Source organism: Arthrobacter sp. Ms25 (assembly GCF_059090365.1).
Genome location: NZ_JBNHFP010000002.1, coordinates 656,779 through 670,298, shown reverse-complemented (window position 1 = coordinate 670,298; position 13,520 = coordinate 656,779). Strand labels below are relative to the sequence as shown.

Annotated in this window: 14 protein-coding genes; 2 read left to right on the top strand and 12 right to left on the bottom strand. The window is 67.1% G+C overall.

Annotated features, from left to right (window positions below):
- The first annotated feature begins 72 nt into the window (after nucleotides 1-72).
- Together AC5RT8_RS07620 and AC5RT8_RS07615 are read left to right on the top strand one after the other, a co-directional pair.
- On the top strand, nucleotides 73-1,257 hold the full coding sequence (locus AC5RT8_RS07620; RefSeq protein WP_494095098.1) for a DUF4439 domain-containing protein: 1,185 nt from the start codon (nucleotides 73-75) through the stop codon (nucleotides 1,255-1,257).
- Between the two features lie 90 nt (nucleotides 1,258-1,347).
- Nucleotides 1,348-2,328, top strand: coding sequence for an aminoglycoside phosphotransferase family protein (locus AC5RT8_RS07615; protein WP_494095097.1), 981 nt, complete (start codon nucleotides 1,348-1,350; stop codon nucleotides 2,326-2,328).
- Nucleotides 2,329-2,335: 7 nt separating this feature from the next.
- On the opposite strand, the gene AC5RT8_RS07610 is transcribed toward AC5RT8_RS07615, so the two are convergent.
- The 12 genes from AC5RT8_RS07610 to AC5RT8_RS07555 form a co-directional block, all read right to left on the bottom strand.
- A complete protein-coding gene (locus AC5RT8_RS07610) occupies nucleotides 2,336-3,133 on the bottom strand; it encodes a TSUP family transporter (protein WP_494095096.1) in 798 nt (265 codons plus the stop codon).
- 6 nt (nucleotides 3,134-3,139) lie between these two features.
- Entirely contained in the window at nucleotides 3,140-4,939 is a 1,800-nt protein-coding gene (locus tag AC5RT8_RS07605; protein WP_494095095.1) for a proline--tRNA ligase, read from the bottom strand.
- A gap of 165 nt (nucleotides 4,940-5,104) precedes the next feature.
- Nucleotides 5,105-5,827, bottom strand: a complete 723-nt coding sequence (locus tag AC5RT8_RS07600; RefSeq protein ID WP_494095094.1) for a hypothetical protein — start codon at nucleotides 5,825-5,827, stop codon at nucleotides 5,105-5,107.
- Between the two features lie 74 nt (nucleotides 5,828-5,901).
- A complete protein-coding gene (locus AC5RT8_RS07595) occupies nucleotides 5,902-6,633 on the bottom strand; it encodes a hypothetical protein (RefSeq protein WP_494095093.1) in 732 nt (243 codons plus the stop codon).
- 141 nt (nucleotides 6,634-6,774) lie between these two features.
- Nucleotides 6,775-7,575 (bottom strand): hypothetical protein, encoded by an 801-nt coding sequence (locus AC5RT8_RS07590; RefSeq protein WP_494095092.1) that lies wholly within the window; start codon nucleotides 7,573-7,575, stop codon nucleotides 6,775-6,777.
- Between the two features lie 191 nt (nucleotides 7,576-7,766).
- Nucleotides 7,767-8,651, bottom strand: coding sequence for a GNAT family N-acetyltransferase (locus AC5RT8_RS07585; RefSeq protein WP_494095091.1), 885 nt, complete (start codon nucleotides 8,649-8,651; stop codon nucleotides 7,767-7,769).
- Nucleotides 8,626-9,792 carry a flavodoxin-dependent (E)-4-hydroxy-3-methylbut-2-enyl-diphosphate synthase gene (gene ispG / locus AC5RT8_RS07580; protein ID WP_494095198.1) on the bottom strand — a complete coding sequence of 389 codons (1,167 nt, stop codon included), beginning with the start codon at nucleotides 9,790-9,792 and terminating at the stop codon, nucleotides 8,626-8,628. The genes AC5RT8_RS07585 and ispG overlap by 26 nt, the downstream gene beginning before the upstream one ends.
- 138 nt (nucleotides 9,793-9,930) lie before the next feature.
- Nucleotides 9,931-10,221, bottom strand: coding sequence for a YciI family protein (locus tag AC5RT8_RS07575; protein ID WP_494095090.1), 291 nt, complete (start codon nucleotides 10,219-10,221; stop codon nucleotides 9,931-9,933).
- A 59-nt stretch (nucleotides 10,222-10,280) separates the two neighbouring features.
- Entirely contained in the window at nucleotides 10,281-10,634 is a 354-nt protein-coding gene (locus tag AC5RT8_RS07570; protein ID WP_494095089.1) for a hypothetical protein, read from the bottom strand.
- Complete coding sequence (locus tag AC5RT8_RS07565; protein ID WP_494095088.1) at nucleotides 10,635-11,261, bottom strand: MarR family transcriptional regulator; 627 nt, start codon at nucleotides 11,259-11,261, stop codon at nucleotides 10,635-10,637.
- A 206-nt stretch (nucleotides 11,262-11,467) separates the two neighbouring features.
- On the bottom strand, nucleotides 11,468-11,935 hold the full coding sequence (locus tag AC5RT8_RS07560; protein ID WP_494095087.1) for a hypothetical protein: 468 nt from the start codon (nucleotides 11,933-11,935) through the stop codon (nucleotides 11,468-11,470).
- A gap of 225 nt (nucleotides 11,936-12,160) precedes the next feature.
- The gene (locus AC5RT8_RS07555; RefSeq protein WP_494095086.1) at nucleotides 12,161-13,504 is read right to left on the bottom strand and encodes a M50 family metallopeptidase; all 1,344 of its coding nucleotides are present in this window, start codon (nucleotides 13,502-13,504) and stop codon (nucleotides 12,161-12,163) included.
- Nucleotides 13,505-13,520: the final 16 nt, after the last annotated feature.

Genomic DNA, 13,520 nt, shown 5'->3' with positions numbered 1-13,520 from the left:
AGATGTTGTTGTCTTCCTAGACTACCGACATTCGCCGTGCCTTGAGGCATCGATGCAGATGGGAGCGCGTTCGTGACATCATCGACTGTTGTGGACGCGCCTTTGGAAAACCCCGGACCCGGGCCGGGACCTGCCCGCCGGTTCCGCCGTTTGGGTGCCGCCGCGCGGCGGGTTGTGTTGTTCCTCGCACTGGGGGCGGTCATCCTGAGTTTCGGCCTGGTGGCCGGCACCGGGGACGCGACGGAGCGCACCCGCACCTTCTCCGAGACGGCGCTGGCCGACGCACGGGAGGATGCCCGGGCCCTGGCCGCAGAGGCGCTGGCGCTGGCCGGCGACGGGAAAAGCCCCCTCGCGTCCGAGCTTCGGGAACAGGCCGAGGGTCTGCGCACCCAGGCGGCGCTCCTGACCGATACCGGCCGCACGGATGCTGGTGACGCCAAGCAGCTGCCGGAAGGAACGAACGCGGCCTCCCGGGCACCGGAGGATTACGCGCAGGCCCTGGCAGCGGCGGCGGACGCCAACCTTCGCTCCGCATGGCGGGCCGACCCCGGGACCTCACGCCTGCTCGCCGCGGCGGGGGCCGCGCAGCGGGTTTGGGCGGCGCGTGCCACCGGCCTGGCGGTTCCCGCCTCCCCCGGGAACGACGACGACGGCGGCCCGGCAGCCGGCGGCACCGGTGACGACGCCGGGCCGGCGGCGCAGACGGACACGTCGAAGTGCCCGGACGCCGGAACACCGGGCAGCCAGCCCACGCCTGCCCTGCCGGCACCGTCCCCGGGCGGAACGGCGGCGTCCGGCACGGTACCGGCGGGCAGCTCCCCGCCCGACGCAGCCGCCGCGTTGCAGGCTGCCATCGACGCGGAATTCGGGGCCGCGTACGCCTATGAGGTGGCACTGGCACAGGATCCCCCCGCAGCGGCAGTGCGGGAACAGTGGCTCGACCGCGTGAGCGAGCACACCTCCCGGGGCACGGACGCAGTGGCCTACCTGCCCGACCTGTGCCTACCGGCCGTGGCTCCCGCCCCCGCCTACCGGCTGGAGGCGGGCTTCCTGCAGGATCCCGGCGGTGCCCTGCCCGCACTGGAACAGGAGTTCCCGGCGGTCTACGCTGACCTGGTGGCTTTGAGTGAAGGCAGCCTCCGCGGCTGGGCCATCGAGCGGCTCGCCGCAGTGACGGAGGACCTGTACCTGCAGGCGGACTCCGTCCCCGCGGCCCCCGGAGTGGACGCCGTCCCGGACGATCTGCCGTGGAATTGATCCGCCGGGGCTGCCGGGTCTGCCTACCGGTGCGCCCCGCGGGCGCCGCCGCACCCGCTGTATCCGTAACTGCAACCGCGTAGGAGAAGCATGCCACCCGCCGTCGTCGTCCCCGAGGCCCTGCGCCGGCGCTATCAGGGCACCCGCGGCGGCCGTACCTGGCTGGCGGGGCTGCCCGGGCTGGCCGAGGCCAGCCTCGCGGCCTTCGATGTGGTCCCCGATCCGCCCGGTGCTGTTCCATGGCACGGGCAGGGCGCTCTCGTCCTGCCCGTCCGGTTCGCTGACGGACTGCCGGCGGTGCTGAAATTCCCGTTTCCCCACGCCGAAGCCGCGACCGAGCCGGCGGCGCTTTCCCTGTGGGACGGACGGGGCGCCGTGCGGCTGCTGGATCGGGACGCTGCGGGAACCTGCCTGGTGCTGGAACGCCTCGACCCGGAGAACACCCTGCTGGAGGCGGATATGGATGCTGCCGTGCAGGTCTGGGGCGCGCTGGTCCGCCGCCTGAGCCTGCCCGAGTCCGACTCCCCGCACTGGGCTGCCGTTCCGTCCCTGGCGGCACATGCGGAACAGCTCTCGGATGAACTGCCCGCAGAGTGGGAAGCCCTGGGGCGGCCGTTCGAGCGCTGGCTGCTGGAGGCGGCGCTGCACGTCTGCCAGACCCGCGGCGCGGTGGGGCGGCGCTCGGCGCGGGATGTGCTGGTGCATGCAGACCTGCACTACGCCAACATCCTGGCCCGGACTCCCGGAGAATACGCGGCGATCGATCCCCAGGCGGTACTCGGCGAGGCTGAGTATGCTGTGGCGCCCATGCTGTGGAACCGTCTGCAGGACCTGGATGCGTCGGCACCGGAGGAGTCCCTGGCGGCACGGCTGGAGGGGCTGTGCACCGCCGCGGGCCTGGACCGGAAGGCGGCCGTGGAATGGAGCATCCTGCGGGAGGTAACCAATGCGCTTGACTACGTGCGTGAAGGCCAGCACGGGGACGCGCAGCGGTCCATCTGGGTGGCGTCGGCGCTGACCGGCCGGCGGCATCCGGGTATTCCGCCGGTCCAGGAGCTGCCGGCCGCCTGACCGCCTCCTAGCCGCGGATGTTCTCGACCCAGACGTCGTGGCCAAGTTTGACGATCAGTGCGGCAACGACCACCAGGAAAACGATCCGGATGAACTTGCTGCCCTGCGTCACGGCCATCCGTGCACCGAGATAGCCGCCGATCATGTTGGCGAAACCAAGGACCAGCCCCAGCCCCCAGAGCAGGGACCCGTTGGGCAGGAAAAACGCCAGGGCCCCGAGGTTGGTGGCCATGTTCACGATCTTGGCCTTGGCGCTGGCCGCGAGGAAGTTGTACCCGAGCAGGGTAACCATGGCAATGATGAGGAACGAGCCGGTGCCCGGGCCGATCAGCCCGTCATAGAAACCGATCGCCAGGCCGATGCCGGCCGCGGTGCCGTAATGGCGGCCCCCGGTGTGCCGCAGCTTCGTCAGCTCCCCTACGGTGGGCTTGGTGGCGGTGAACACCGCCACCGCGACCAGGGCCACCACGATGATGGGTTTGAAGACCGATGACGGCAGCGAGGCGGCCAGGATGGCGCCGCCGAAGCTCCCGGCCAGGGCGACGCCGGCCATTGGCAGGGCCGTGCGCAGGTCCGGATGGGCGCGCCGGTAATAGGTGACGGCACTGGTGGTGGTGCCGAAAATGGAGCCCATCTTGTTGGTGGCCAGCGCCTGGACCGGGGTGATCCCCGGTACGAGGAGGAGCGCGGGAAGCTGGATCAGTCCGCCGCCGCCCACCACGGCGTCAACCCAGCCGGCAGCCAGGCCTGCCACCACCACAAGCGCGATGGTGGCAAGCGTGACCTCCTCGAGACCGGAGACCATTGAGGGCTACTGCGCTGCGGTGCGGCGCACGTACTCCACCGCTTCGGCAACGGGCACGTTTTCGGCGTTGCCTGTGGCACGGTCCTTGATTTCCACGACGCCGTCGGCCAGGCCGCGGCCGACCACGAGGATGGTCGGAACGCCGATGAGTTCGGCGTCACCGAACTTCACGCCCGGGGACACCTTGGGGCGGTCGTCATAGATGACCTCCAGTCCAGCAGCCTCGAGTTCTTCGCAGAGCTGTGCGGCGGCGTCGAAAATCTCCGCGCCGCGGCCGGTGGCGACAACGTGCACATCGGCCGGCGCCACTGCGCGGGGCCAGATGATCCCCTTGTCGTCGTGGTGGGATTCGGCCAGGGCAGCGATCGCGCGGGTGACACCCACGCCATAGGATCCCATGGTCACCGTGGCGAGCTTGCCGTTGCGGTCCAGGACCTTCAGGCCGAGCGCTTCGGCATACTTGCGGCCGAGCTGGAAGATGTGGCCCATTTCGATGCCGCGGGCTGCTTCCAGCGGGCCGGAGCCGTCCGGTGCTTCGTCGCCTTCGCGGACCTCAACGGCTTCGATGGTGCCGTCCCAGGTGAAGTCGCGGCCGGCGACGAGCCCGATGACGTGCTTGCCGGCCTCATTGGCGCCGGTGATCCAGCTGGTGCCGGAGACCACGCGGGGATCCACCAGGTACAGCAGGCCGGTGGCGGATTCGGTGCCCAGGACGGGCTGGTCCGTGCTGAGGCCCGGGCCGATGTATCCCTTGACCAGGCCGGGGTGCTTCTTCAGGTCCTCGTCCGTGGCGGCGTCGACGGCCAGTTCGCCGCCGATTTCCATGTGGGAACTGATGTTCGCTTCGATGCGCTTGAGGTCGACGGCGCGGTCGCCCGGAACGCCGACGACGACGATGCGGCGTTCCCCGGTGGGCAGGGTGACGGCCAGGACCACGTTCTTCAGGGTGTCCGCTGCCGTCCACTCGCCGGATTCCCGCGGGAAGCGGGCGTTGACGTCGGTGACCAGGGTGTCGATGGTGGGGGTGTCCGGGGTGTCCACCACGCGTGCCTCCGGCGCGCCGGTGTAGTCGATATCCGCAGGCACCACGGTGGTGACGGCTTCGACGTTGGCAGCGTAGCCGCCCGCCGAGCGGACGTAGGTGTCTTCGCCCACGGCCATCGGATGCAGGAACTCTTCGCTCTTGGACCCGCCCATGGCGCCCGAAACCGCCGAGACGACGACGATTTCCAGGCCGAGGCGCTCGAAGATGCGCAGGTAGGCCTCGCGGTGTGCCTGGTAGCTGGCGTCTAGGCCCTCGTCGTCCATGTCGAAGGAGTAGGAGTCCTTCATGATGAACTCGCGGCCGCGGAGCAGGCCGGCGCGCGGCCGTGCCTCGTCACGGTACTTGGTCTGGATCTGGAACAGGGACACCGGGAGGTCCTTGTAGGAGTTGTACAGGTCCTTGACCAGGAGGGTGAACATTTCCTCGTGGGTCGGTGCCAGCAGGTAGTCCGCGCCCTTGCGGTCCTGCAGGCGGAACAGGTTCTCGCCGTATTCCGTCCAGCGGTTGGAGAGTTCGTACGGCTCGCGCGGCAGCAGGGCCGGGAAGTGGACTTCCTGGGCGCCGATGGCTTCCATTTCCTCACGGATGATGGCTTCCACCTTGCCCAGCACCCGCAGGCCCAGCGGCAGCCAGGAGTAGATGCCCGGCGCGGCCCGGCGGATGTAACCGGCACGGACCAGGAGCCGGTGGCTGGCGACGTCGGCGTCGGCCGGGTCTTCGCGCAGGGTGCGCAGGAAAAGAGTGGAAAGTCGAAGGACCACGCTGGGAATCCGTTTCTGCAGCCACAGGGCTGCATCTCAAGAATGTATGCCCTACTAATCTAACGCGCCGGGCCGCTGTTCCCGGACAGGGCTCGGACGGCGGCAGGGCCGGACCTGCACTGCAGGCCCGGCCCCGTCTCGGGCTTCACATAGGTGCGGTGCCGGCTACTTCTTTTCCAGCTCGGCGTACACCGCGTTAATGAGCTCCTTGGCTTCGGCGACGGCCGCTTCGGTGTCTGCGGGATCCTGGATGGCGACGGTGATGTTGGTCGTGCCGGAAAGTGCAGCGATCTGGAGGGCGGAACTGGCCTCCCCGCCCATGGTTGTCACGACTTCGTATGCCTGCGTGGTCGGGGCGTCCGTGGTCATCTCAATTTCCTTGCCGGAGGCTGCCAGCGACTGTCCATTGGCTTCCATCGTGAAGGCGGCGCAGTCTTCCATCTGCCGGTTGTTCAGTTCGATCTGGTCTTCGATGAAGGACTCATCCGTGTAGCTGATGATCGTCAGCGTGTCGGTTGCACTGAGCTGCATGATGCCGAAGGTGCCGTCCTCGAGCTTTTCGCCCAGCCCCTGGGTCACCAGGTCCCCGCACTCCTCCGGGGTGACAACGATTCCTTCGAAGGCATCCTGTGCGGCTCCGAGCTCGGGACGCACCATCGCGTCATTGGCGATCTGGCCGCTCAGGCCCTCGGCTTCCTTCACCGCCGTGAGTGCGTCTTCCAGCTCGTCCGCTGTGTACTGATCCTGGCCGACCGCCAGCGTGGGCGTTGCCGACACGGACTCGGATTCCGCCGGCGCCGACTCCGGATTCTCGTCGGAGCTGCCGCAGCCCGAGAGTGCAATGACTCCTGCCACGAGGAGTGCGCTGGCTTTCATGGTGTTCTTCATGGTTCCCCCAATGGAATTGTTCCGCCGGCCACTCGTGCTGCGGCCGATGTGGTGATCTGGATCTTGCAGGTCCGTTACTTTGATTCCAGCTGCGCGTACACCGCGTTGATGGCTTCCTCGGCCTTGGCCACGGCGGCCGGCATGTCAGCGGCATCGCTGACCGTCACCGAGATGTTCGTGGTGCCCGAAGCTGCGGCGACCTTCAGCCCGCTGAGTTCGACGCCGGTAGCACTGAGGGTCAGGGCGAAAGCCTCTGTGGACGGCGCGTCGGTGGACACTTCCTGACGCTCTGTGGTGCCGCTGGCGACCTCTTCGTCCCCTTCGATCGTCATGTCGAAATCGGCGCATTCATCGAGCATGCTTCCGGTTTCTTCCATGTGCTTGTCCAGGGTGGACGCGTCGGCGTGGCTCACCACCGTGAGCCTTTCGGTGTCACTGAGCTCCAGCTCGGCGATGTGGGCCTCCGCCACGTCCCCGAAGAAGCTTGCAAAGCCCAGAGCCTCCGAACACTTCTCCGGCGTGACCGTAACGTCGGAAAGAGAGCCGGCGGCATCTTCCAACCGCGGACGAAGAGCCTCCTCGGTGGTGATTTCCCCGCTCACGCCCTGATCGGCCTTCACTGCTGCCAGTGCCGCTTCAAGCTCTTCTGCGGTGTACTGGTCCTGGCCTACCCTCAGCTCCGGGGCGGAAGAGGCTGAAGGCGACTCTGCCGGCGCGGATTCAGAATTCCCCTCTGAGCTGCCACAGCCTGAAAGGACAAAGACGCCGGCAACAAGCAGGGCGCCTGCCTTGATGGTTTTCTTCACTTTTCCCCCATATGTGGATGCTCTTCCGGCCGCAATCCGGCAGCTCATCTTTGTTTCGCCGCCGGTATCGATGCCATCACTTCCGAATAGGAAGCTCACTGAGAATCCTAACCATGTGACGCCGCTCACCCTAACTCGCGGCTAGCCCTCCATGCGGTCCAATACCTCTTCGAGTATCGGCGCGACGTAACGGACGCTTTCCTGGGGATCGGCCTCGTAAAGCGTGATCTGCACCGAATGGGTGCCGGACCACGCGGTCAGCACCACTGAGGTCTGCGTGGTGCCGTTGGCAGTCTGGCGGGTGACGTAGGCCTGTGATGCCTCACCGATCTCCGGCATGTCCACGGCTTCGGTGACCGAGGAAACTGTCTGCCCGTCGGCACTCAGGGTGAACTCGGGACAGGATGCGAGCTGGCTCCTGCTTATCTCGATTTCGTCGGCGACAGGTGCCTCACTGGGCCAGCTCAGGACGGAGATCGTGTCCGGTCTGCCCGGAGCGTTGCCTTCGATCGCCAGCGCGCCCATGCCCGCCTCACGCACAGCCTTCATCGGATCGGTGCCTTCGGTCGGGTTGCAGGGGGTGTACTCGACGTCCTGCAATGCCGCCATGCTCTGCGCGGTGGATTCCTTCAGCTGCGTTTCTTCGATCACCGTCCCGCCAATGTCCAGGTCGGTGTTCAGTTCGTTGAGGACGGCAGCTAGCTCCGCACCGCTAAGTGCGCCGGCGCCGGTTTCGCTGCCCTTGGCCGCGGACTTCGAGGCAGACGGCGACGGCTTCGGGCTCACGGTGGCGGCGCCGTCGTCCCGGGCAGGCGGCTCATCCCCTCCGCCGCAGCCGCAGAGGATCATGGCCAGCGCCACGCCAATGCCTGCGGCTCCTGCCCGCTTGGATCCGCCCGTCCGGAACATGGCGCCAGCTGTCCTCGTGGTGAAAGCAACCATCTTCGTGATCCCCCAACGTCGTCGTCGGCGGACAGTGTCCCTGCCCGCTCCTTCGCAGCGGACCGGGGCGGGCAACCCCTGATGCCGGGCGCAGTGCACCGTGCTACCCCGTGCCTGAGTGCGTGCCCCAGAGCCTACGGCATCCCCGGCGCACCGCAGCACACCGCACCGGACAGGTGTCCCGGGACCGGCTAGAACAGGATGGTCGCGAACGTGCCCACCTGCTCGAAGCCGACGGCCTCGTAGGTGGCGCGGGCAGGTGCGTTGTAGGAGTTCACGTAAAGGCTGACCACGGGGGCAACGCCCAGTGCCGCGTCGACGACGGCGGACATGTAGGACCCACTCAGCCCCTGTCCGCGGTACTCAGGGTTCATCCACACGCCCTGCACCTGGACGGCCTGCTTGGAGACGGTACCGAGTTCGGCCTTGAAGACCACCCGCCCGGCGGCGTCGAAATCCGCCAGTGAATGCCGTCGTTCGATCAGTCCCTTGACCCGCTGCCGGTAGTGGCGGTCGCCGTTGGAGACCGGCGAGTACCCCACTTCTTCCTCGAACATGGCGGTGCAGGCCGGCAGCAGGACATCGAGCTCATCAGGGCGGGCGGGGCGCAGTCCGGGCGCCGGAGCGACGGCGGACGGCGCGGCAATCTGCAGCAGGGGCTGCTCCGGACGGACGTCGAACGGCCGGGGGGAAACGTTCCGCAGTTCGGACCAGAGCGGGAGCACGGCCTCCGAGGGGCCGAAAATGGAGGAAAACCGGTTCCGCTGCCTGGCCAGGAACTGTCCGACCTCGGGAGCTGTATCCGCATCCAGTTCAACCGGCACCACGTTGACGCCGGACCAGCAGGCGCCGATGAGCGTGCCGCCGTCGAACACTCCCACAATCCGTCCACCCGAGGAGGTGGGTGCTGCCGTCCGGGCTGCTTCCAAATGGGAAAGCATAAAAATGTTGGCCACCGGGTCAGCGGCGGCCAGATCCCACAGCGCAACGGTGTCCTCGTCGCGCAGGACCCGCAGCGCCGCGTTCGAGGCGGCGCTGCGGATTTCGGACTTAGCTGACGGTAACCATGGGGCCACCCGTCCCAGCATCCTCGCCATCGGGTTCTCCCATATCTTCTGCAATCCTCATCGCTTCTTCGATGAGGGTCTCCACAATCTGGTCTTCGGGAACGGTCTTGATGACTTCACCCTTGACAAAGATCTGGCCCTTGCCGTTACCGGAGGCTACACCCAGGTCGGCCTCCCGCGCTTCGCCGGGTCCGTTTACTACGCAGCCCATCACGGCAACACGCAGCGGGATGGTCATGCCCTCCAGGCCGGCGGTGACCTGCTCGGCGAGCGTGTACACATCCACCTGGGCACGGCCGCAGGACGGGCAGGAGACGATTTCGAGCTTGCGGGGCCGCAGGTTCAGCGACTGCAGTATCTGGTTTCCCACCTTGACCTCCTCCACCGGCGGGGCGGAGAGGGAGACGCGGATGGTGTCGCCGATGCCCTTGGAGAGCAGCGCACCAAAGGCAGTGGCGGACTTGATGGTGCCCTGGAAGGCGGGACCGGCTTCGGTCACGCCCAGGTGCAGCGGCCAGTCGCCGCGTTCGGCCAGCAGCTCGTAGGCACGCACCATGACCACGGGGTCATTGTGCTTCACAGAGATCTTGAAGTCGTGGAAGTCGTGTTCCTCGAACAGGGATGCTTCCCAGACGGCGGATTCCACCAGGGCCTCGGGCGTTGCCTTGCCGTACTTGGCCAGCAGCCGCGGGTCCAGGGAACCGGCATTGACACCGATGCGGATGGACACGCCGGCAGCCTTGGCTTCGTTGGCGATCTGCTTGACCTGGTCGTCGAACTTGCGGATGTTGCCCGGGTTCACGCGCACGGCGGCGCAGCCGGCCTCAATCGCGGCGTAGACATACTTCGGCTGGAAGTGGATGTCGGCGATCACGGGGATCTGGGACTTCTTCGCAATGATCGGCAGTGCGGCGGCATCATCTGCGCTGGGGCAGGCAACGCGGACAATGTCGCAGCCGGAGGCCGTCAGTTCAGCGATCTGCTGCAGGGTGGCGTTGATATCCGTGGTGGGGGTGGTGGTCATGGACTGAACGCTGATCGGCGAGTCCGAGCCGACTCCAACGGAGCCCACTTTGATCTGGCGGGTCTTGCGCCGGGGCGCAAGCGTGGGCGGCGGTGCAGCTGGCATTCCAAGGTTGACCGAGGTCAAAACGTCCTCCATGTGCCGAAACGGCAGGTATTAGGCTGTGAAACGCGCGCTATTCAAACGCGCCCTTCCTATTATCACCCCGGCCCGGGCAGAGACTGCCGGGGCCGGGCGAATATCACTGTGGGCTTAGAGCGGAGGTTAGGCCCCGTCGGAGAACGCGCCGAGGACCGGCTTCCATGCGGTGGTTTTCATGCCGGAGATGGCGCCTGCTACGGCGAACGGGTCCTGCTTCAGCAGGGCGAGCAGCGCTGTTTCATCCTCTGCGACGAACAGCAGCAGCGCACCCGCTCCGTCCACGAACGCTCCCGCCGACAGGACATGCCCCTCATCCACGAGCTGCTGAAGCCACTGGCGGTGTGCGGGACGGTGCTGGTCGCGGAGTTCGGCCGAATCGGCGTCGTAGACATACTCAACTGCAAAAATACTCATGCCCTCAAGCCTACGGGATGCCCGGACCCCGGCAGGAAGACTGGCCGGCATGCACGGCCTTACAGCAGGAACAGCCGGATAGGAACGGCTACCGCAACCGCCCACAGCATCGACGCCAGGGTGCCGATAATAAAGCGTTCCGCCGCAGCCGGGGTTTCCTTGAGTTCGGCATACCGCCCAAGCCCCTTCACGGCGACGACGTAGGCAATCGCCACCGGTTCATCAGCCAGGACGGCCGCGGCGACGGCGAGGCGTTCCAGCATGCCGATGGCCAGCCCGCCGCGGAGGACGGCATTCGGCGGCGGGGGCGGAGGGTGCTGGACGGCGCTGGCCAGGCGCAGCACGCCGGCGGTCACGGGCCAGCCGAGCAGCGCGGCGGCCAGGAGCCCGGTTACGACCCACACAATCGTCATTTATCCGTCCTTCGTTGAGCTGTTTCCCGTTCTGCCTGCCAGGTCATCCGCACGGTCCAGCAGAACTGCGGCCGCGGGCCGTGCGGCCCATTCCTCCTGCCAGCCGGCTCTCCGGGCGGCTTTGCTCACTGCCTGCGAACTGATGCCGAGCTTACGGGCGGCCGCCGTCTGGGCACCCCATGTACCGGGTTCGACGTGTTGCAGGATCCGCCATTCGGCATCCGTCCGTTCCCTGATCAGACGTCCGAGCAGGACCAGGACCGCTTCCGCCTCGGGAGCGCCCGGCGATCCCTCCACCGCAACGGGCGGGCGGTCACCGCTTTTCTTGGCCCGGTCCACCGCCTGCCGTGCCGCTACAAAGGCCGGTCCCCCTGCTTCCCGGGGACTGGGCGGCAGCGGTTCATAGACCGGGCCAACACCCACTCCCACGTACCAGTTTCCGTCCCGCAGGACCCGGAGCACGGCGTCGGTAGCGGTCTGTGCCGAGTCGCAGACACCCTGAATCTCATCACCCACCGACCGCTCGAAGGCCAGCAGCATCGGCAGGTCTGCCAGGGACGCCAGGAGCTGCGGCACCCTGTCGCCGCTGCCCTGGCTGTTGCGCTGGTCGATCGTGAGGACAAACATGTTGAAACCGTAATCGTATGCAAATTTAATTGCAACCGTTTGAGGGCTCATTTCTGTTTGCAACTCCTGACGGAAGGGTGCGCGCGGACACAGCTTCCCGCCCGGTGGTCCTGCTGTGGCGAAAGTGACCCCAGGAGCACTCACCGGTCACAGTTCGTGGGACGCTCTGCGGCTTTCGGGCCCGGACTGCAGGGAAACCCGAAGATCTAAGCCGTAGGCACGCCCTGACCGGCCAGGCTGGACAGGAGGCGTTCAGGTTCGCGGCAGGACACCAAGACGGCACTCTGACGGCACTCGATCCGCACCGACGGTCCCCCCACCAGATAGCCCGTGGCATTGGGGAGGATCCGAAGCCCCATGCCCTCGCGCAGCCCGGTCGTCGGCCCTGCAGAGGCCCCCGTGATCTCCCGATAGGGAATCTCCGTGGCAAACACAGCCGCCGCCCGGACCTGCATGCTTTCAGCTCCCACGCTGACACGAACCGTCATCACGACGACGGCACCGAACGCTACGGCCATCAACAGGCCCACTACGAGCGGCGTCGGTCCCGCTCCCAGAGTGGCAAGAACGGTCCCGCCAGTGGCTGCGAAGCCAAGCAGCCCCACGATCAACCGATACCGCACCGGCATACCGGTACGAAAGGTGGTTGCTTCTGCTTCTCCCCCGGAACTCATGCCTGCCATCCTGCCACGCCCCGCGCAGCCCGCATAGGCGCCCGGTTTAGGTGCCCGGGGTGACAAGACCGCGCAGGTGCCCGGGTTAGGCGGCTGCGTTGCTAACCCGCGCAGGCGCCCGGGTTAGGCGGCTTTAATATCCCGGCGAGCTCTGCGAGCAAGGGATTTCGTTGCCGCCGTTCCGGGCGCCGAAGCGGCACCGGGACAGCCCGGGCACCGGGAAACCTAGTTGAACAGGCTGACCGGCTTCACGATGTCGGCATAGATCAGCAGCGCACCCATCCCCATCAGCAGCACCGCCACCGCATACGTCAGCGGAAGCAGTTTGGCCATGTCGAACGGCCCCGGGTCCGGGCGGCGGAACAGCTTGGCCAGTCGGCGCCGCAGTCCCTCCCACAGGGCTCCGGCAACGTGGCCGCCGTCGAGGGGCAGCAGCGGAATGAGGTTGAAGACGAACAGCGCCAGGTTCACGCTGGCGACCAGCCCGATGAGCGTTGCCACCCGGTCCGCCACCGGGATGACTTCCTGGGAGGAAATCTCGCCGGCGATGCGGCCGACGCCCACCACGCTCATGGGTCCGTTGGGGTCACGCGGTTCGGAGGAGAATGCTGCCTCGGCAACGTCCACCAGGCGCTGGGGCAGGTTGACCACGACGCCGGCGATGTTGGCGAGGTTCTCCCCCACCGCCGGCAGGACGGCGCCGGCGGATTGCTTGACCAGTGCCTGCTCGGCGCCGACGCCGATGAAGCCCACTTCTTCCGTGAGGTACTTGCCGTCATCGTCGGTCTTGGCCGCGCCGTCGTCGCCCACCACCGGGCGCTCGGTGAGCAGCGGAGTGATGGTCGTCTGCGCTTCGACACCGTCCCGCTCGTAAGTCAGTGGCACGGTCTTGCCGGCCGCCTCGCGGATCCAGCCCGTGAGCTCTTCCCAGGACGTCACGTCCCGGCCGTCGAACGTCGTGATGGTATCCCCGGGAAGGAGCCCGGCCTCGTAGGCGGGCGCGGCGGGATCGGCGGCCGTGCAGTCCGTCTGCCCGGTGGTTTCCTGCTGTTCCGCGGTGATGACGCACTCGTTGACTTCGGCCAGGGTGGTGGTGGTCTGGGCGGTGCCGAAACCCATGAGCAGCACGGCGAACAGCACGACGCCGATCAGCAGGTTCATGAACGGCCCGCCGAGCATGATGATGATCCGCTTGTAGACGGGAAGCCGATAGAACACCCGCTTCTCATCGCCCTCGACCAGGCGGTCGGTTTCGGCCTGCCGCGCTTCGGCGGCGAGCTGCTGGAACATGCCGGTGCTGGACCGGCGGACCTCGCCGTCGTGCTCCTTGTTGGGCGGGAACATGCCGACCATGGAGACGTAGCCGCCCAGGGGAAGGGCCTTGAAGCCGTATTCGGTTTCGCCGCGGGTGCGGGAGAAGACGGTGGGGCCGAACCCGATCATGTACTGGGTGACCCGCACCTTGAAGGCCTTGGCGGGCAGGAGGTGGCCCACCTCGTGCAGGGCGATGGAGACGGCAATGCCGATCGCCACGAACAGCACCCCAAGGATGAAAAGCAGAATGGTCAACGGGCTTCCTTCACTT

What these genes read in the sequence shown, in the direction of transcription:
- AC5RT8_RS07615 (WP_494095097.1), top strand. Translation starts at nt 1,348, where the DNA reads ATGCCACCCGCCGTCGTCGTCCCCGAGGCCCTGCGCCGGCGCTATCAG.
- AC5RT8_RS07610 (WP_494095096.1), bottom strand. Translation starts at nt 3,133, where the DNA reads ATGGTCTCCGGTCTCGAGGAGGTCACGCTTGCCACCATCGCGCTTGTG.
- AC5RT8_RS07600 (WP_494095094.1), bottom strand. Translation starts at nt 5,827, where the DNA reads ATGAAGAACACCATGAAAGCCAGCGCACTCCTCGTGGCAGGAGTCATT.
- AC5RT8_RS07590 (WP_494095092.1), bottom strand. Translation starts at nt 7,575, where the DNA reads ATGGTTGCTTTCACCACGAGGACAGCTGGCGCCATGTTCCGGACGGGC.
- AC5RT8_RS07575 (WP_494095090.1), bottom strand. Translation starts at nt 10,221, where the DNA reads ATGAGTATTTTTGCAGTTGAGTATGTCTACGACGCCGATTCGGCCGAA.
- AC5RT8_RS07570 (WP_494095089.1), bottom strand. Translation starts at nt 10,634, where the DNA reads ATGACGATTGTGTGGGTCGTAACCGGGCTCCTGGCCGCCGCGCTGCTC.
- AC5RT8_RS07565 (WP_494095088.1), bottom strand. Translation starts at nt 11,261, where the DNA reads ATGTTTGTCCTCACGATCGACCAGCGCAACAGCCAGGGCAGCGGCGAC.
- AC5RT8_RS07560 (WP_494095087.1), bottom strand. Translation starts at nt 11,935, where the DNA reads ATGAGTTCCGGGGGAGAAGCAGAAGCAACCACCTTTCGTACCGGTATG.